The organism is Gardnerella bivia, from assembly GCF_049262715.1.
Taxonomy (GTDB): domain Bacteria; phylum Actinomycetota; class Actinomycetes; order Actinomycetales; family Bifidobacteriaceae; genus Bifidobacterium; species Bifidobacterium vaginale_A.
The window spans coordinates 1,325,213-1,344,170 of record NZ_CP058399.1 but is presented as its reverse complement, the minus strand read 5'-3'; the positions used below and the strand labels follow the sequence as shown (position 1 = coordinate 1,344,170).

The following is an 18,958-nucleotide window of genomic DNA, read 5'->3' as shown; positions in this document are numbered from 1 at the left end:
TCATATGACTGAAAGCATATGCGATCAAGAATTACAAGCACAAAGATCTGATTTTGGTTTGCGTTTACAAAATGCAATGGCAAAATATGGACCTCTATGTGTCGGTATTGATCCTCATAGGAAAATGTTGCTTAATTGGGGATACAATATGGATGCTCAAGGTGCTGAATTGTTCTCTATGCGAATGCTTCAATCTATGAACGGTCGTGCTGCTGCAGTTAAATTCCAATCGAGTATGTTTGAGCGCTACGGATCTAAAGGTTTCGCAGCGCTTGAACGTGTTCTTTATGCGGCTCGTCAAATGGATGTTATTACTATTGTTGATTGCGGTCACGGTGGTTTATCTACAACTATTTCAGCTTTAGCAGATGCATATTTTAAGCCTGGAGCACCATTAAGAGCAGATGCTATAACTCTTCTTCCATATTATGGCGCTCGCTCTATGAGTAGTCTTATAAACGAAGCTTTGAATAATGGATGTGGAGTTTTCATGGCTTCCCTGACATCTAATCGTGAAGGAGCTAATCTTCAAACAGCTATTCGTCAAAGTGGAAGTTATCGCGGGCATACTGTTGCTCATGGTATTGCTCAAACTGCTCAAAGCTTTAATGAGCACACTAAAGGCATGGGTTCGGTTGGCTTAATTGTTGGAGCTACTATTGGAGATTGGATGAATGGTGGAGATGTTGATCTTACTAGTTTTACAGGTCCAATTCTTTCTCCTGGATATGGTTGGCAAGGAGCTGAAGCAAACGATTTGAAAACTGTATTTGCTGGAACTCACGGAAATGTTTTAGTTACTGTTTCTAGATCTATTGCTTCTCATGGTCCAGATATCGGCTCTCTTTCAGCTGCTACTGAGCGTATTGCTTGGGATATTCGTCAAGCTTTAATGGATTGACGATTCTCAACATTAAGCTTGACGAAAATATTAAATTAAATTGTTGGATTTAAGAGCAAATAAAAATCAGCAATAAGGCATTAACAGAAAACGAAGTTATAATTCATGTAAGAGTGGTAACGTGTTTATATGTTTATGTAATGTATTTTTACGTAAGCTATAGTAAACAAAACATGATTTTAGTGGAGCACGATGTTACGATGGCCAATACAACTTATACATACGGTGTTCGTAAGCGTAGGCTTATTGTTCTTACTGGTCCTACTGCCGCTGGAAAAGGTACTGTTGAAGGCGTATTGCGTGAAAAACACCCTAATATTTGGCTCTCTGTTTCTGCAACTACTAGATCTCCTCGCCCAGGAGAGTTTAATGGCATTCATTATTGGTTTTTAGATGAAGATGAGTTTAAGCGCCGTCAGCGTAACGGAGAATTTTTAGAAACTGCACTAGTTCATGGAATGGCTTATTACGGAACTCTTCTTCAGCCTGTTTTAGATCATTTAGAGCAGAATATTCCTACTCTTTTAGAGATTGATTTGCAAGGTGCTAGGCGAGTTAAGCAAGAAGCTTCTCGTTTAGGATTAGAAGTTGTTTATGTTTTTATAGCTCCGCCAAGTTTTGAAGAACTTAAAAGAAGATTGATTGGTCGCGGTACTGAAACTCCTGAGCAGCAAAAGCGGCGTTTAGAAACTGCGAAAGTAGAGATAGCTGCTGCTAGCGAATTTGACGTAGTTATTGTTAATGATGATGTAAATCGTGCTGCTAACGAGTTATGGAATATAATTGCTCAAGAATATGATTTGAAGTGAGCGAAAGCTGTTTTTCTCCTTTAGTCTTAGAGCATAATAGTATAGAACATTTAAAATTTTTTATTTAAAAGGAAATCGATGCTTGCAATATCCAAGCTGTAGCATATAATAAGCAACTTGGAACTATTGTGGCACCATAGAATATGGAGAACATTATGGCATTGGGCACTCAGCCAACACCTACGGGACTTGCGAATCCGCCGATTGACGATTTGATGGAACATGCGGACTCCAAGTATGCGCTTGCCTTGTTTGCCGCAAAACGAGCACGGCAGATTAATTCTTATTTCACTCAACTCAATGAGGGCTTATTGCAAAATGTTGGTCCGCTTGTTGAGTATCAAAATCAAGAAAAGCCTCTTTCTATTGCTTTCCGTGAAATCAACGAAGGCTTGTTAGAGGAAACTCTTGGTGACGATGATATGAGTGAAGGCAATTAAGTTTTATTTCTTTGTTAGAACGATCGCAGTCATATAAGGTAGCTCCTTGAGTGATTATATGGCTGCGATTTGTTAGTTTATGCGTGATTTTGCTTAAAAATATGGAGGGTACATGAAAGAACGCAAGTTAATTTCTGCAGAATCTGTGACAGAGGGGCATCCAGATAAGTTATGTGATCAAATTGCTGATTCGATTTTAGACGATATGCTCAGCCAAGATCCTAGTGCTCATGTTGCTGTAGAAGTGTGTGCTTGCGTAGGTCAATTCGTAGTTTTTGGCGAAGTTCGTGGAGAAGTTTATACAGATATTCCTGGAATAGTTCGTAAAGTTGTTAGAAACGTTGGATATACGAGTTCTACTATTGGTCTTGATGCAGATTCATGCGGTGTTATGGTATCGCTTACTGAGCAAAGTTCTGAAATAAATCAAGGTGTACAGCGTATAGATTCTAAGAATGATTCAGTTTCTTTACAAGATCGTTATTCTTCTCAAGGTGCTGGTGATCAAGGTGTTATGTTTGGTTATGCTAGCGATGAAACAGATTCTTATATGCCTTTGCCTATTTATTTAGCTCATAAGCTTGCGTATAGATTAGCAAAAGTTCGTAAAGATGGTATTATCCCGCATTTGCGTCCTGATGGTAAAACTCAAGTCACTATTGAATACGGTGAAGATGGTAGTCCTAAGCGTGTTGATACTGTTCTTATTTCTACTCAACACGATCCAAATGTTTCGCATGATTGGCTTCAAAAGCAATTAGTAGAAAATGTTGTTAATCCTGTTTTTAAAGAAACTCTTGAAGATAAAGTTAGTTACGAAAATTATAGGATGTTAGTTAATCCTACTGGCTCATTTGTATTAGGAGGGCCTGCTGCAGATTCTGGTTTGACAGGCAGAAAAATTATTGTCGATACATATGGTGGAGCTGCTCATCATGGTGGCGGTGCTTTTTCTGGAAAGGATCCAAGTAAAGTAGATCGTTCTGCTGCTTATGCTGCTAGATGGGTGGCAAAGAATATAGTTGCGGCATCTTTAGCTCATAAAGTAGAAGTGCAAGTAGCTTATGCCATTGGTATTGCTGAGCCAGTTAGTGTAAATATAGAAACTTTCGGTACTGAAACTTCTGGAATAAGTTGTGACGATATATCTAAAGCTGTTCGTATGGTATTTGATTTGCGCCCTGCAGCAATTATTGACGAGCTTAATTTATTGCGTCCAATTTACGCTAAAACTGCATCCTATGGTCATTTTGGCAGAACTGATGTGCAATTCCCTTGGGAGAATTTGAATCGTGTTGAAGATTTGAAACATGCTATTTCGTCTATTCATCAGCAGAATTGTTAGACTATTTAGCATAAGAGTGAAAGTGTGATTTATGCTGCAACAACCTGAATTAGAAGGTTTAGCACACAAGAAGAAGCGTAAAAAAAGCGCATCTTATAGTGTGTCTGCACATTCTAATGCTGTTGCTCATGTTATGCTTGATGTTCAAGCTGCGCATTTAGGTCATACTTTTGATTATCTTATTCCAGAAAAATATGATGATATTGCGCGCCCTGGAGTATTAGTTCGAGTTCGTTTTGGCGCAAGACGTGTTAATGGAATTATTTGGTCTAGGTCAGATGAATCTCATACTACAAAAGATTCCTTGAGATTTATTGATCGTGTTTTGTCAAGTGGAGTTTTATTATCTTCTTCAATGCGAGCAGATATTCTATCTATAGCTGATGCTTATGGTGGAACTCCTGCAAATATTATTAGGTTGGCTGTTCCTCAAAGAATAGCAAGTGTTGAAGAAGATGCTTATTTTTGTAATCGCTCTCAAAAACTTAGGATTAAAACGCTTCGAGAAAAAATTCTTCCATCACTTAAATTTCACGAAGACTTATCAAGTAATTTAGTTGAATATAACGGCTCAGAGCGTGTATTTCGTACAAGCGATGACAGGATGATAGCGTCTTATAATAATGCTTTATCTTTGAAGAAAGCATTATGTCATGTTAATAATCCATATTCTTATATTTCTTGTGATGAACTCAATGAGCTTCGTGATTTTTCTAATGAAGTTAATAACGTTAGTCAATCTTCTTCTTTTATTTTGGATGCTTTGCCGGGCTCTGGACGTTGGACGCAAGATTTGGCATGGATTATTACAACAGCTATCGGCTCTGGGCGACAAGTTGCAGTAGTATTGCCTACATTGCGAGAAGTGAATGATGTTATGCGAGCGCTTATGGTTTGCGGAATTAAACCATATAAGAAGTTAAAAAATGGAGAATTTTCTGGTGATGTTGTGCGACTTTGTGCTGCAGACACTCCAGCAGATAGATATAGGTCTTGGATTGCAATTTCCAAGGGGATTGTTCCGTGTGTATTAGGAACTAGGGCTGCAATGTATGCGCCAGTTGAAGGAGCTGCTCTTTTCGTTATTGTTGAAGATTGTGCTTATCAGCAGGCTGACGGTATGCAACCGTATGCTCAAGCTAGAGGTGTTATGCGATTGCGCGCTAAAAGTCATGGCGGTGTATTCATATCTATGTCTTTTGCGAGGAGTTTAGTTAGCCAATATGAAATTGATAGCGAAGATTATTTAAGATCTTCTCTTAAATCAAATGAATCAAACGAATCAAATAAATTAAATGAATCCAATAATTCAAATAATTACCAAAATTCATCGTTAGTTTCTGGAAAAAGTGAGATTATTACTCCTTTTAATTCTGTTAGATATGAAGCTTCAGCTTGGGTAAGATGGCTTAATCGTGAGACTTTAGAAAAAATTGGCGATGAAAGTGCAGGATTAAGAGTTCCAGATACAGCAGTTAGGATTATAAAAGATGCATTAAGCATTGGTAAGCCTGTGCTAATGTCGATTCCTCAAGATGGAGTTACTCAGTCAGTTATTTGTACTAAATGCCGTCATCAAGCTAGATGTCGTCGTTGTACAGGTCCAATTGATTTTGGTATAGATGGCGCTCATTCAAGGTGCGCATGGTGTGGTAATAGTTTAGCGAATTGGTCGTGTACTTATTGCTCAGGTAAGTCTTTGCGCGCAATTCGTGTCGGTGCATCTGGCACGATTAAGCAGCTTTCAATGCTATTTCCTGGTGTTAAGTTGATTGTTTCATCACCTCATTGTTCAAACGGTATTGTGCATTGGATTAACGAGGAAGCTGTAATTGTAGTTGCAACTCCGGGTGCAGAGCCTAGAGTTAAACGTTTAAATAACAATTATTCTTTTGAAAATAGTAGAAAAGATATTGATTTAGAACCTGATTTTAAGCGTGCTGCAGGCGATGATTTTGTTGATAGCAGTGATCGTGATAATAGTATCAATGGCGTAAGTGATGTAGAAAATATAGGCGAAAATCTTCAAAGTAATCTTCAAAGTAATGCGTCAGATGTTGTATATCTAAATAGAAGTCAAAAAAGTGATAAAAATCACAATAATATTTCTAATATTTCTTCTATTGCATATGAAACATTTACTGGAGAATATCAAGTAGTTGCTTTACTTGACGCGTGGACGAGTTTATATTTGACTAATTTAGATGGTTCATACGATGTATTGGAATCATGGATGCGTGCTTCTTGCGCTTGCGCTGCAAAATCTCGTGGCGGATGTGTGATGATATTAGGTGAAACTCATAGTGCAATTGCTAAGTCACTTGAATCGTGGGATTCATCTATTTTGGCATCTTATGAGCTTTCTGAGCGAAAGCGAGCTGCTCTTCCTCCAACAGTTTGTGCTGCATGTGTTTGGGGTAGTAGACAAGCTGTTATGAGAGCATTAAAAAATATTGGTGCTATTCATAATTATTGTGATGAAATTGAGTCTAGTAAAATAAAAAATAATGATAACAATGCTGATCATTATATTTCTAGCGGATTTAATAAAGATATTAAAAATAATGATCTTCCTAATATTTTTGTTGATAATGTTGCCATTTCGCCTTTGCTTGGAATAGTACCTATGCATACGCCTGTTAGCGATCACAATTTGCATTTCGAAGAATTGCATGATCGTGTTAAAGCAGTAGTAAGAGTTCCTTTAGAATTTAGAGGGGAATTAGTTAGAAGATTGCGTAAAGAGTTATCTGAACATAGCGCATTTAATTATAAAGGAGAATTGCGTTTTAGTTTTGACGCTAAGGATTTATTGGCTTATTGATAGGAGAGAATATGTGTGAGATTTTTCATTGTGCAGTATTAGGAGATCCTATTTCTCACTCACTTTCTCCTGTATTGCACAACGCTGCTTATAAAGCTTTAGGTCTAACAAATTGGCAATATAGCAAAGAAAAAGTGAGTGAAACAGAGTTAGCTGATTTTATTTTAAAACTTGACGATTCTTGGAAAGGCTTAAGCCTTACAATGCCGCTTAAAAAAGCCGTAATGAAACTCGGCACTCCTTGCGATTATTGGTCTAGCGCACTTAGAGTCGCAAACACAGCGATTTTTACAACAAATCCTGCAACAGCCTCACCCTCTCAAATTGAACTGTGCAACACTGATGTAAATGGCATAATTACAGTTTTTATTCGAGCTTTGCGAGAGCGCATAAGTCAAGTAAAAAAGGCTGTTATTATTGGTAGTGGTAATACTGCATCATCTGCAATGGCTGCACTTATAGAAATCGCGCAAGCTTCAAAACTTGAAAAAGTGCAAGTTGTTGCTAGAACTGACAATAATGGTAGTGTAAAAGGCGTTGAACGTTTTAATAATATTTTGCGTACCTATTGTGCTGATTTTCCAAATAGCAGAAACATAGAGCCGTGCTTAGAAAGTAACGAGTTTAAGAGTAACGAGATTCAACCTGGAGGAATTCAACGTAACGAAAATAATGCAAACTACGAATCGGTTCAAGGCATTGAATTCCCAATATTTAGTGAAGATGTTACAGCGAAATTTGCTGACTATAGTACGAAAAAATTGTGCGCGGAAAAATTATCTGAATATGATGAATCTCTTATTTTGCAATCTTTAAGTTCACTAGACGCAATTCGAGCAATATCAGAAGCAGACATAGTAATAAGCACTGTTCCAGCGCACGTTGCAGATTTAATAGCTCTAGCTCTAAAAGCTTACTGCCAAAATAGGTGCGTAAAAAGTCTGGGAGTATTGCTTGACGTTGTGTATGATCCTCGCCCAAGTATGCTTCTTAGTGCTTTTAGTCAATACGGATTGGCAATTGGCGGCGAAGAAATGCTTTTATACCAAGCGTTAGAGCAAGTAAAGCTTATGACATCTGCTTACCGGAATTCTAAAGAAAATTTTGCAAATCGTTTTGCAAATTGTGGCGACAATTGTTTTGCAAATGCTTCAAAAAAAGATTCTGACAAGGCTACAGATTACGATAAGCTAAGCAGTTATATGCGTAAAGAGTTGGAGGAAGCATTATGAATGATGATTCATTGCTTAATGATTGCCATGATGTTGATATGCATAGCGATAGTGTTAAGAGTGAAAATTTTCCAGCTAATATTAAAAATAATGAAGATGATTTTGTAAATCATTCTTTTACTCCGCATAATCATGCACGTAATAGTTCTTTAGCTGATTTTGAAGTAATGCTAATAACTGGAATGAGTGGTGCTGGAAGATCTCATGCTGCAAATGCTTTAGAAGATATGGGATGGTATGTTATTGATAATTTACCGCCTAAGCTGCTTATTCCTTTAGTAGATATGATGACTTCTTCTGGCTCTAAAGTTCATAAACTTGCTGCTGTTATAGATGTTAGATCTCGAGGATATTTTGACGATCTTTTCGCTGTCTTAGCTCATGTTGATGAGTTGGGTGTTAAGACTCAAATACTGTTTTTAGATGCTCATGATGATGTTCTTATTAAGCGCTATGAATCAGTTCGTAGACCACATCCTTTACAACGTGGTAGACGTCTTATTGATGGTATTCGTGAAGAACGAGAGCTTTTAAGTCATTTGAAAGATTGTGCGAATATTATTATTGATACTTCAACTTTAAGCATTCATCAGCTTTCCACAAAACTTTATGAAAGTCTTCTTGGAAAAGGCTTATCCACTGTATCGGTTCATATTTTTAGTTTTGGATTTAAATATGGAATGCCTATGGATGCTGATTTTGTAGCTGATATGAGATTTTTGCCAAATCCTTTCTGGGTTCCAGAATTAAGAGATTTAACAGGTAAAGATAAAGCTGTGCAAGATTACGTGTTATCTAATCCTCAAGCTGTTTCTTTTTTGGATTCTTATGAAAAAGCATTGCGTACTGCAATTGATGGTTTTGCAAAAGAAGATAAACATTATGTTACGATTGCTGTTGGATGTACTGGTGGTCAACATCGTTCTGTAGCTGTAAGCATTGAGTTAGCAAGAAGATTGCGTATTCATGGTTTACAAGTTACTGTTTCTGCTCGCGAGTTAGCACGTAGAATATAACAATAGTGTTGTAATATCTTGATGCATAGCAATTATTGATGTGCAAATTATTGAGATTTGTTCGAAAATGTCCAAGTCATTCGGTATCACAGAAAGCCGAGCATGTCGATGTTTTGCGCATCATGCACGAATCAAAAAACGCATACTTGAAGAAGAACAAAAGTAGGAGGTTGTCTCTTGGCTCTTCTTGACGACGTCAAAAATGAACTCGTATCAAACGACAACGAGCTCCCGACTGTCATTATGGCTCAAGCGGCTGCGATGATGCGCTTTGCTGGCGGTTTGCGACCAGTTAATAATAAGGCTGTAATTCGTGCCCAATTCGACTCATTGAGCGCTGCTCAGTGGCTTGTCGATGTTTTACGAATACAGTGCAAGCGTGATGCTAGTGTTTCTCAGGTCACTCGTCAAACACCTAACGGATCTGTAATTCGTTATGACGTTCTTGTTGAACATGGCGCTACAGCATTAGCATTGCAATCTGGTTTATTAGATCGTCGTATGCGTATTGTTGCTGGATTAGCTCCTGAGATTGTTGGTGGAAGTATTGCTCAAGTTAAAGCAGCTTGGCGAGGAGCTTTTTTGGCTCACGGTGCTATTTCAGATCCTGGTAAAGCGAGTTATTTAGAAATTGTTTGCCCTACAGCTGAAGCTGCTACAGCTTTGCAAACAATGGCAGCTCGTTTAGGAATTAGTGCCAAAGCTCGTAAAGTTCGTAGTTCTGAAAGAGTTACTTTAAGAGATTCAGATGCTATTGAGCGTATGTTGAATCTTATTGGAGCTCCACATTCTGCTAGAGAATGGACTGGTAAGCGATCTGATGGTGAAGCACGCGGAAAAGCTAATCGTTTAGCTAATTTTGATGATGCTAATATGCGTAGAAGTGCTCGTGCTGCGACTGAAGCTTGTAAGAAAGTGCGTCATGCATTTGATATTTTAGGCGATGATATTCCAGATAATTTGTTGATGGCTGGACGTTTGCGCTTAGAGCATGCTCATGCAACTTTGGAACAGCTTGGACATTTAGCTAATCCTCCTATTACTAAGGATGCTATTGCAGGACGTATTAGAAGACTTTTGCAGCTTTCAGATAAAGTTGAAAAATCTCGTTCTTAAGATAGTTCTTAAATTTGCACGTGATTTGTAAATGATCTTACAAATTATTTCTGTGTTCGAGCGTAAAGACACAAAAATTATTGGGTTATAAGCGAAATGCTTGTAACCCCAATTTTATATATTTTATTGTGATGCAATTGCAATGTGTATTCGTTTTTTATTACAAATAAAAATGCTTTTTTGTTGGGTTTATGCGATATAATCACACTTGGCATTTGTAGATTTTCGAGGCAAATTAAACATGCTTCGATTTATATTACTTGCATCATGGTTTTGAAAGGATACCAATGAAGACACTTAAGGATTTGGGAGATTTGAGCGGTAAGCGCGTCTTAGTTCGTGCTGATTTTAATGTTCCTCTCAAGGGTACGACTATCACCGATGACGGCCGTATTCGTGCAGCTTTGCCAACAATCAATGCTTTGCGCAAGCAGAATGCAAAAGTTATTTTGATGGCTCATCTTGGACGTCCAAAGGGACAAGTTGTTCCTGAGCTTTCTTTAGCTCCAGTTGCAGATCGTTTAGGTGAGCTTCTTGGCGTGAAAGTTGCTTTGGCTGCAGACACTTATGGTGAAGATGCTCAAGCTAAAGTTGCCGCAATGAACAACGGTGACGTTGTTTTGCTTGAAAACGTGCGCTTTAACGCAGAAGAAACCAGCAAGGATACTTCCGAGCGTGCAGCTTACGCTAAGAAGATTGCGTCTCTTGGTGAAGTATTTGTTTCTGATGGTTTTGGTGTTGTTCACCGTGCTCAGGGCTCTAATTACGATGTTGCTGCAGATCTTCCTTCAGCTGCAGGATTGCTTGTTGAAAAGGAAGTTAAGGCACTTTCTCGTGCAACTGAAAATCCAGAGCGTCCTTTGACTGTTGTTCTTGGTGGTTCTAAAGTTTCCGACAAGCTTGGTGTTATTGAGAACTTGCTCTCTAAAGCTAATCGTTTAGTTATTGGCGGAGGTATGGTATTCACATTCTTGAAGGCTTTAGGCTATGAAGTTGGTACTTCTTTGCTTGAAGAGGATCAGCTTGAGAAAGTTAAAGGATATATTGAAACAGCTAAAGCAAATGGCGTTGAGCTTGTTCTTCCAACTGATATTGTTGTGAACGCAGGTTTCCCAGCAGGCGATACTCCAGTTGCTCCAGAAGTAGTTCCAGCTGATTCTATTCCTTCAGACAAGATGGGCTTAGATATTGGTCCAGATTCACAGAAGCTTTTCCACGACAAGATTGTTGATTCTAAGACAGTTGTTTGGAACGGTCCTATGGGAGTGTTTGAAGTTCCAGAGTTCGCAGATGGCACTCGCGCTGTAGCTCAAGGATTGGTTGATGCTACTAAGAATGGTACTTTCACTATTGTTGGTGGCGGCGATTCTGCTTCTGCAGTTCGTAATCTTGGATTTGCAGAAGATGGTTTCTCTCACATCTCAACTGGTGGCGGTGCTTCACTCGAGTTCTTGGAAGGTAAGACTCTTCCAGGCTTGAGCGTGCTCGACTAGTATTCTTGTAATAAAGTTATTTGTAGATAGTGTGTCGACTCTTAAATATAGGGTCGGCACACTGTTAATTTTTAATCATTTAAGCATTTTTGAGAATTGCTATTAAGGGTGAATATGATTCAACGAAGAAAGCCGCTTGTTGTAGGTAATTGGAAGATGAATTTTAATCATCGTGAAGCTACTTATTTTGTTCACAAGTTTGCTTTACTTTTACATGATTTTCATTTTGATTATCGCAAATGTGATGTAGCTATAATGCCATCTTTTACATCTATTAGAAGCGTGCAAGTATTAGTTGAATCAAATAAACTTCCTATACTTTATGGTGCTCAAGCAGTATCTGTAACAGCACAAGGTGCTTTCACAGGTGATGTTTCAGCAGATATGCTTGCAAGTCTTGGATGTTCGTTTGTGATTGTTGGGCATTCTGAGCGTAGAAAATATCATCCTGAAGATGATGCAAATATTGTTGATCAGGTTAGAGCTGTTCTAGCTGCTGGAATGCAACCGATTCTTTGTGTTGGCGAAAGTTTTGAAGAGCGTAAGCAAGGTATTGAATTAGATTTTGCAGTTGGACAAGTACATGATGTTACTCGTGATTTAGATTCTCAGCAGGCTGAACGTTTGATTATTGCTTATGAGCCTGTATGGGCAATTGGAACTGGCATGGTTGCGAACGCGCAATCTGCACAAGAAGCTGCATATGCTATTCGCGAAGATTTAAGAAATACTTTTTCGCAAACAGTCGCAAATAATGTGCGAATTCTGTACGGTGGATCCGTTACTTCTCAAAATGCATCTACTCTGATACAAGAAGATGATGTAGATGGTTTTCTTATTGGAGGAGCTGCTTTAGATGCACATGAACTTGCTGATATTGTGAATATTGTAAATAAATAGGTCAATGGTTAGTATTATGCTCAATCAAAGTACTCTATAACGGGAGGTTAGTTGTGAACGCTGTCAAGATTGTTTTGCAAGTATTATTAGTGCTCGCAAGCATTTTGCTCACTCTGTTAATTTTGATGCATAAGGGTAAAGGCGGCGGTCTTTCCGATATGTTTGGTGGCGGCTTAACAAAGAACGCTGGTAGTTCTGGTGTCGCTGAAAAGAATTTGAACCGTTGGACTGTATTTATTGCTTTATTCTGGGTTGCAATTATTGTGGCTCTGGATTTGATGAGTAAATTCATGTTGATTTAAGATTGTTTTTTAATAGCGCGGTTTCGGCCGCGCTTTTTTGTAAAAAGTGGTGCGCTAATGTTGATGTTCGGTCCGTCTCTTATAGTAGCGGATTTGGATGGCACGATGCTGCACGATGCAGACGCTTTCGAGAATAGGTTTTTAACTCAGCAAACTATTGATGCTGTTTCTGAAGTTAAAAGAAAAACTCGAGTTCCTTTTGCTATTATTACTGCTCGTCCAGTTTGTGCTGCTCTTAACATAATAAAGTCTCTTAATGCTGACGTTTGCGCTTATTTGAATGGTGCGCTAATAGATTTTGATGCTAACAATTCAAGCGAATCTGTTTTGACTTCTCAAAATCAGTCTGATTCAGTAGTTCGATTTGGTTTTTCTTCAAAGCGCGCTTGCGAAGTTTGCTTGAGTCTACTTTGCGCAATACCTACGTTACGCATAGGTATTGTTATGAATGATATTCGATACACTAATTTCGATTTACATACGTTGTGGAAGTCAAGTAATTTTATTCGCACTGATTTTCGCGATATTCCAGATGGTATTGCAGACAAAATAATTATTGTTCCGCGAGATAGTGAAAAATTGCGTTTGGAAAGTGCTCTTCCTGAGGATTTTTCATTGCATATTAGCGAAGATGTTTTGTGGATGCTTACAAATCCTCTTGCAAACAAGGGACACGCGTTGAATGTTATTTGTGAGCGTTTGAGCGTAAAGCCTAGCCGGACTGTTGTTTTTGGTGACGATATTATCGATATTGACATGTTCCGTGCCGGAGGATATGGGGTAGCGGTGTCGAATGGTAATCCGCGGCTTCTTGCTATTGCAGACGAAGTTTGCGATTCCAATAACAACGATGGTGTTGCTAGCTGGCTTCAAAACGAATTACTCTAGAGGCTATTTATCCTAATTATCAAAATCGTACGAATCTTTTGCACACGCTGTTACTGGGTGAAAGCAGGTTGTCGTGTGCGCTTACTCAGTTGATAGAAAATGTCGAAAACATCGGTCGATTTGGTGTTTTCGACAGTTTAGGCTTGCTTTTTGTTTATTTCATCAGATGATTTGGTGTTTTCGACAGTTTTAAGCAAGCGACAAAGAAATTGCGTTAGGCACGTTCTCATACTTCCGCATCTACAAAAGACAAACTGTGCAAGTAACGAATAAACTGTGTCATATATTACGCGCGCAGAAACCGTATTGAGTGAATGTCTGAAAACGTGCAAAATCAGACGCAAATAGCAGTGAATCGGACGCGTTCTACAAAATACGGACGTTTTCTTGTTTTTTGGACGCAAATGCTAAACAAAAAACCGCATATGCGATGGAATTAAATCCAAATGCATGTGCGGCTTCTGTTATTTATTTAATGATTTAATCAAATCATGCATTCACGCGATCAATTCCAGATTGCACGTCAGCAATAACGGAATCCCAAGACTTGATGAATGCTGCAACACCGTCAGCTTCGAGCTTGTCGGTAACGTCCTTGATGTTGATGCCAAGCTCAGCAAGCTTGTTCATAACAGCGTGGCTCTCTTCGTAAGTGCCCTTAATGGAAGGAGCGCCGTTGCCGTGATCAGCAAGAGCGTTCAAAGTCTTTTCTGGCATAGTGTTGACAACATGCTCAGCAACCAACTCGTCAACGTACTTGCAATCTGAGTAAGCTGCGTTCTTTGTGCCAGTAGAAGCCCAAAGTGGACGCTGCTTCTTTGCGCCCTTAGCTTCAAGAGCAGCCCAACGTGGGTCAGCTGCGAACTTCTTCTCGAAGAGTTCGTAAGCCAAGCGAGCGTTAGCAACAGCAGCCTTGCCTTCAAGAGCCTTAGCTTCAGCGGAGCCGTTAGCTTCAAGGAGCTTATCAACAGCAGTATCAACGCGGGAAACGAAGAAGGAAGCTACGGAACCAATGTGCTTCAAGTCATGGCCGTTAGCATCTGCCTGAGCAATACCTTCGATGAAGGCATCGATAACCTGCTCGTAGCGTTCGAGTGAGAAGATCAAGGTTACGTTCACGGAAATGCCCTTAGCAAGGGTAGCTGTGATAGCTGGAAGACCTTCCAAAGTTGCTGGAATCTTAATCATAACGTTTGGACGATCAACCTTTGCCCAAAGCTCTTCAGCCTGCTTTTCTGTGTTAGCAGTATCGTGAGCCAAGCGTGGATCAACTTCGATAGAAACGCGACCGTCAACGAAGTCAGTCTTTTCAGCAATTTCGCGGAAGATATCGGTTGCGTTGCGAACATCGGTGGTTGTCAATTCGCGGATAGCGGTTTCTACGTCTACCTTGCCGAGTTCCTTAAGCTGTGCATCGTATGGGCCAACCTGGCTTAAAGCCTTCTGGAAAATGGATGGGTTGGTGGTAACGCCAACAACATTCTTGTGAGCAATAAGATCCTGCAAAGAACCGGATTCAATGCGGGTGCGGGACAAATCGTCCAACCAAATAGAAACGCCGGAATCGCTAGTGCGCTGCGTTGCTTCAGTCATGTTATCTCCTTAACACTGTGCTCCACCAATTGGGGCACGTCGGTATTTTGGCGTTTTTACAAGAAACAGCGGTTGATGTCAAACCAACGGTAGCTCGGCATCAACACGCCTTTGCTGCTTCTTGTGAAGTTGCTAAATTAGCACTTCGAGTTTTGTGATTTATCAATACAATGCATTAGCAAAATAGTAGATAAATCAAGTTTTATTTTATATTTCTTGTGCTTAAGCGCGAGCTTCTTCGATAGAAGCCTTAGCAGCTTCTACTACGTGCTCAGCAGTAATGCCCAAGTCAATCATGTTCTGACCGCCGTCACCCTGCAAGCCGTACTGTTCGATAGAAACAGCCTTGCCACAATCGCCAAGATACTTGTACCAAGGCAATGCCAAGCCAGCTTCGATGGAAACGCGAGCCTTGACGGATTTTGGAAGGATTGCTTCCTTGTACTCTTCGTCCTGCTCTTCGAACCATTCGAGGGATGGCATGGAAAGAACGCGAGCCTTAATGCCTTCAGCAGCCAAAGTCTTGGCGCCTGCAACAGCCCACTGAACCTCAGAGCCAGTAGCCATGATGATTACGTCTGGAGTGCCTTCGCAATCAACCAAAACGTAAGCGCCGTGCTTCACGCCTTCGCGAGCCTTTTCAGCAGTCTGCGCGAGGGTTGGAACGCTCTGGCGGGTCAAAATCATGGCAGTTGGGTAGTTGTTCTTCTTTTCGAAGAAGTAGCGGTAAGCTTCAGCAGTTTCGTACTCGTCTGCTGGGCGCACAACCTCAAGCTGAGGAATAGCGCGGAAAGCAGCCAAGTGTTCGATTGGCTGGTGAGTTGGACCGTCTTCGCCCAAAGCTACGGAATCGTGGGTCCAAACGTAGAGGTTTGGAATCTCCATCAAAGCAGCCAAGCGAACTGCTGGGCGCTCGTAGTCAGAGAACTGGAAGAAGGTGCCGTTGAATGGGCGAGTGTCAGAACCAAGCAAAATACCGTTGGTAATAGCACCCATTGCGAACTCGCGCACGCCGAAGTGAAGCTGACGGCCGTGCTCGGAAACGTTTGGCCAAGTGCGGGTTGCGTCTTCGGATGGACCGAAGGAGTCAGCGCCCTTAATGTTGGTGTTGTTGGAGCCGCCCAAATCAGCGGAACCGCCCCAAAGTTCTGGCATAACAGCAGCAATTGCGTTAAGAACTGCGCCGGAAGCTTTACGGGTAGCAACCTTAGAGCCAACTTCGAAGCCAGCAACCAAGTCGTCAATAGCCTTGTCGAAGCCTTCAGGAAGCTTGCCAGCCTTAATGCGCTCGTAAAGAGCAGCCTTATCTGGGTTGGCAGCAGCCCACTTTGCAAGAGCTTCATCCCAAGCCTTATGAGCAGCCAAGCCGCGCTCTGCAACCTTGCGAGCGTGAGCCAAAGCTTCTTCGTCGATTGGGAACGAAACTTCTGGGTCGAAACCGCAAAGTTCCTTCAAGCCTTTCACAGCTTCTTCGCCAAGCTTGGATCCGTGTGAAGCTTCGTTGTTAGTCTTGCCTGGTGTTGGCCAAGCAATCAAAGTATTAACCTTAATGAAGTGAGGCTTATCGGTAACTTCCTGAGCCTTTTCGATAGCTGCAGCCAAAGCCTGAACGTCTTCCTTGTAGGAGCCGTCTGGCTGGATGAAGCTAACTTCATCAGTGTACCAACCGTATGCACGGTAACGAGCAAGAATATCTTCAGAGAAGGTGAGCTTTGTATCTCCTTCAATCTGAATGTGGTTTGCATCGAAAATAACAGTTAAGTTACCGAGCTTTTGGTTTCCAGCTAAGGAAGCAGCTTCAGAAGAAACGCCTTCCTCAACATCGCCTTCGCCGCAAATAACCCAAACTTTGTGATCAAATGGGGAAGTGCCTGCTGGAGCTTGTGGATCAAGAAGTCCGCGCTCAAAGCGTTGACCATAAGCAAAGCCAACAGCAGAAGCAAGACCTTGTCCAAGAGGACCAGTAGTCATTTCAATTCCTGGAGTTAAACCATATTCTGGGTGACCTGGAGTACGTGTGTCTGCACCGCCACGGAAATACTTGAGATCATCAAGAGTTAAGCCGTATCCAGAGAAGAACAATTGCACGTATTGCGTAAGTGAAGCGTGACCACCAGAAAGAATAAAACGATCGCGTCCGGCCCACTTTGGGTCAGCTGGATCATGCTTAATGAAATGCTGGTACAAGGTGTACGCAATTGGTGCTAATGAAACAGGGGAGCCAGGATGTCCATGTCCTGCTCGCTCAACAGCATCAGCCGAGAGAACCTTCGCCATTTTTACGGCGCGCTCGTCTAATGCAGACCAGTTGAAATCGGTCATGTGATCTACTTTCCTTCCAATAATTCGGGTTTTTAAGCACAGCTCACGCTGGCTTTTTACCCTCACATTGCGATTTCATCCTATCTTTTGCATCAGACTAAAGGTTATAAAGTGTGTCAAGAAATATTTCTTACGATTGCTTTTAATGATTATAATCTGATTATAATTTGGTTATAATCTATTGGAATTTATTTACTCTATTAACTTACAGTTAGTGACTGTAAATAGTAGTATTTTTTGCTAACATAATAAAAGCGAAGTTATATTACCTAATTGAATATGAGAGGAAAGTCAATGCAATCACGACGCATGATGGTACTTCGAGCGGTCGTTGAAGATTATATTCGTTCTCAAGAGCCTGTTGGCTCTGCATCTTTGACTAAGAATCATCATTTAGGTGTTAGTTCTGCAACTATTCGCAACGATATGTCTGCTTTAGAGGAAGAAGGATATTTAGTTCAGCCTCATACATCTGCAGGTAGAATTCCTACTGAAAAAGGATATAGATATTTTGTTGACGGTTTGGCTTCGATTATCCCTCTTTCTGAAGCTCAGCGTAGAGGTATTCGCAACTTTTTAAGTGGATCTGTAAGCTTGCAAGATACTTTACAGCGTTCAGCTCGTTTACTAGCAAGTATTACTGGTCAGATTGCTTTAGTAGCATCTCCATCTTTATCTAAATCTCGAGTTCGGCATATTGAATTAGTGCAAGTTTCGGAATCAACTTTATTAGCTGTTATTATCACAGATACCGGCAGTGTTGCACAACATATGTTGCCTATTGGAAATATTCATGTTGACGATTTTTCATCTTTAACAACTGTCATCAATAATAAGTGTGTTAATGCTCCTTTTGATTTAGCTGCACGCTATGTAAGAGATTTGTCTTTGCATATTGACGATTCTAATATGCGAATTGTTATTTCAAGTTTGGCTGCGGCAATAGATGATATGTACGCTGGAGAGCATGCTCATGATTTGTATGTTGCTGGAGCTTCTCAACTAGCACATAAACATCATGCTAATGATTTTGCACAATTATTTGATGCTCTAGAAGAACAAGCTGTAATCATGCGTTTGATGACTTCTTTGAGCGAAGAAGCTAGTGATTGCGTAAACGGAGTAAGTGTTGCTATTGGATCTGAAACTCATACTCCTGAGTTATTGAACGCTTCTGTTGTAACTAGCGGATATGGATATGATTCGTCTATTGAGTGCGATGAAAGTGAATCTTCTTTATATAACGAAGATAATATTAAAGATAGTAGTAATGAAGATAGTAGTAATGAAGATGTGACTTCTTCATCATCAACTTATAGGTCTAAAACTTCTAATAGATTTAATGAATCTAATGAATCTAAAGTGTTAAGCTGTGATTACTTAGTTAAGAAAGAGAATACAAAAAATTGCATTGATAATATTTGTATTAGCACATTAAAAAGTTCAGATGATTATAAGAAATCTTCTAATAATAAAGATATTAGTGATAATTCGCTTAATAACACTTCTCATACGAATGTTCCAGTTGCTTTTATAGGATCAATTGGGCCGCAACACATGGATTATGCTGTTACAATGTCTGCTGTTAGAGCAGTTGCGCGTTATCTTAATACTTTCATATCTCATAATAGCTGAAAAATAATATGCTATATTTGAACTTCATTTGAGTTACTAAAACTGAAAAATAATAAAATAAAGTAGTAGGATTTGCTAATCAAATATAATTAAATATAATCTTACAACTAATAAAAATATAATGTTAAAACTAATAAAATTG

At 40.0% G+C, this 18,958-nt stretch carries 15 protein-coding genes; 13 read left to right on the top strand and 2 right to left on the bottom strand.

Annotation, left to right across the window (positions count from 1 at the left end; genetic code table 11):
* The first annotated feature begins 4 nt into the window (after positions 1 to 4).
* From pyrF to HXT27_RS05275, 12 genes are all read left to right on the top strand, one after another.
* Positions 5 to 901: an orotidine-5'-phosphate decarboxylase gene (gene pyrF / locus HXT27_RS05330; protein WP_075523341.1), complete on the top strand. Its 897-nt coding sequence runs from the start codon at positions 5 to 7 to the stop codon at positions 899 to 901.
* A 200-nt stretch (positions 902 to 1,101) separates the two neighbouring features.
* On the top strand, positions 1,102 to 1,710 hold the full coding sequence (gene gmk, locus HXT27_RS05325; protein WP_075523340.1) for a guanylate kinase: 609 nt from the start codon (positions 1,102 to 1,104) through the stop codon (positions 1,708 to 1,710).
* Between the two features lie 155 nt (positions 1,711 to 1,865).
* Entirely contained in the window at positions 1,866 to 2,150 is a 285-nt protein-coding gene (rpoZ, locus tag HXT27_RS05320; protein WP_075523339.1) for a DNA-directed RNA polymerase subunit omega, read from the top strand.
* Positions 2,151 to 2,262: 112 nt separating this feature from the next.
* The gene (gene metK, locus HXT27_RS05315) at positions 2,263 to 3,495 is read left to right on the top strand and encodes a methionine adenosyltransferase (protein WP_103043067.1); all 1,233 of its coding nucleotides are present in this window, start codon (positions 2,263 to 2,265) and stop codon (positions 3,493 to 3,495) included.
* Positions 3,496 to 3,526: 31 nt separating this feature from the next.
* Positions 3,527 to 6,319, top strand: coding sequence for a primosome assembly protein PriA (locus HXT27_RS05310; protein ID WP_103043066.1), 2,793 nt, complete (start codon positions 3,527 to 3,529; stop codon positions 6,317 to 6,319).
* 11 nt (positions 6,320 to 6,330) lie between these two features.
* On the top strand, positions 6,331 to 7,551 hold the full coding sequence (locus tag HXT27_RS05305; RefSeq protein WP_103043065.1) for a shikimate dehydrogenase family protein: 1,221 nt from the start codon (positions 6,331 to 6,333) through the stop codon (positions 7,549 to 7,551).
* Positions 7,552 to 7,631: 80 nt separating this feature from the next.
* Positions 7,632 to 8,567, top strand: coding sequence for an RNase adapter RapZ (rapZ, locus tag HXT27_RS05300; RefSeq protein WP_082266249.1), 936 nt, complete (start codon positions 7,632 to 7,634; stop codon positions 8,565 to 8,567).
* Between the two features lie 177 nt (positions 8,568 to 8,744).
* The gene (gene whiA, locus HXT27_RS05295; protein ID WP_075523335.1) at positions 8,745 to 9,683 is read left to right on the top strand and encodes a DNA-binding protein WhiA; all 939 of its coding nucleotides are present in this window, start codon (positions 8,745 to 8,747) and stop codon (positions 9,681 to 9,683) included.
* A 287-nt stretch (positions 9,684 to 9,970) separates the two neighbouring features.
* Positions 9,971 to 11,176: a phosphoglycerate kinase gene (locus HXT27_RS05290; protein ID WP_103043064.1), complete on the top strand. Its 1,206-nt coding sequence runs from the start codon at positions 9,971 to 9,973 to the stop codon at positions 11,174 to 11,176.
* 114 nt (positions 11,177 to 11,290) lie between these two features.
* Positions 11,291 to 12,076: a triose-phosphate isomerase gene (gene tpiA, locus HXT27_RS05285; RefSeq protein ID WP_103043063.1), complete on the top strand. Its 786-nt coding sequence runs from the start codon at positions 11,291 to 11,293 to the stop codon at positions 12,074 to 12,076.
* Between the two features lie 53 nt (positions 12,077 to 12,129).
* Positions 12,130 to 12,378 carry a preprotein translocase subunit SecG gene (gene secG, locus HXT27_RS05280; RefSeq protein WP_075523332.1) on the top strand — a complete coding sequence of 83 codons (249 nt, stop codon included), beginning with the start codon at positions 12,130 to 12,132 and terminating at the stop codon, positions 12,376 to 12,378.
* Positions 12,379 to 12,435: 57 nt separating this feature from the next.
* Complete coding sequence (locus tag HXT27_RS05275; RefSeq protein ID WP_103043062.1) at positions 12,436 to 13,266, top strand: HAD hydrolase family protein; 831 nt, start codon at positions 12,436 to 12,438, stop codon at positions 13,264 to 13,266.
* A gap of 489 nt (positions 13,267 to 13,755) precedes the next feature.
* On the opposite strand, the gene tal is transcribed toward HXT27_RS05275, so the two are convergent.
* A complete protein-coding gene (tal, locus tag HXT27_RS05270; protein WP_103043061.1) occupies positions 13,756 to 14,859 on the bottom strand; it encodes a transaldolase in 1,104 nt (367 codons plus the stop codon).
* Positions 14,860 to 15,081: 222 nt separating this feature from the next.
* Positions 15,082 to 17,181, bottom strand: coding sequence for a transketolase (gene tkt / locus HXT27_RS05265; RefSeq protein WP_103043060.1), 2,100 nt, complete (start codon positions 17,179 to 17,181; stop codon positions 15,082 to 15,084).
* Positions 17,182 to 17,475: 294 nt separating this feature from the next.
* On the opposite strand from tkt, the gene hrcA reads away from it, so the two are divergent.
* Positions 17,476 to 18,816, top strand: a complete 1,341-nt coding sequence (gene hrcA / locus HXT27_RS05260) for a heat-inducible transcriptional repressor HrcA (RefSeq protein WP_103043059.1) — start codon at positions 17,476 to 17,478, stop codon at positions 18,814 to 18,816.
* Positions 18,817 to 18,958 lie beyond the last annotated feature (142 nt).

Excerpts from the sequence above, each read along its gene's own strand:
- pyrF (WP_075523341.1), top strand. The coding sequence starts at position 5 with ATGACTGAAAGCATATGCGATCAAGAATTACAAGCACAAAGATCTGAT.
- gmk (WP_075523340.1), top strand. The coding sequence starts at position 1,102 with ATGGCCAATACAACTTATACATACGGTGTTCGTAAGCGTAGGCTTATT.
- rpoZ (WP_075523339.1), top strand. The coding sequence starts at position 1,866 with ATGGCATTGGGCACTCAGCCAACACCTACGGGACTTGCGAATCCGCCG.
- metK (WP_103043067.1), top strand. The coding sequence starts at position 2,263 with ATGAAAGAACGCAAGTTAATTTCTGCAGAATCTGTGACAGAGGGGCAT.
- HXT27_RS05310 (WP_103043066.1), top strand. The coding sequence starts at position 3,527 with ATGCTGCAACAACCTGAATTAGAAGGTTTAGCACACAAGAAGAAGCGT.
- HXT27_RS05305 (WP_103043065.1), top strand. The coding sequence starts at position 6,331 with ATGTGTGAGATTTTTCATTGTGCAGTATTAGGAGATCCTATTTCTCAC.
- HXT27_RS05290 (WP_103043064.1), top strand. The coding sequence starts at position 9,971 with ATGAAGACACTTAAGGATTTGGGAGATTTGAGCGGTAAGCGCGTCTTA.
- tpiA (WP_103043063.1), top strand. The coding sequence starts at position 11,291 with ATGATTCAACGAAGAAAGCCGCTTGTTGTAGGTAATTGGAAGATGAAT.
- HXT27_RS05275 (WP_103043062.1), top strand. The coding sequence starts at position 12,436 with ATGTTGATGTTCGGTCCGTCTCTTATAGTAGCGGATTTGGATGGCACG.
- tal (WP_103043061.1), bottom strand. The coding sequence starts at position 14,859 with ATGACTGAAGCAACGCAGCGCACTAGCGATTCCGGCGTTTCTATTTGG.
- tkt (WP_103043060.1), bottom strand. The coding sequence starts at position 17,181 with ATGACCGATTTCAACTGGTCTGCATTAGACGAGCGCGCCGTAAAAATG.
- hrcA (WP_103043059.1), top strand. The coding sequence starts at position 17,476 with ATGCAATCACGACGCATGATGGTACTTCGAGCGGTCGTTGAAGATTAT.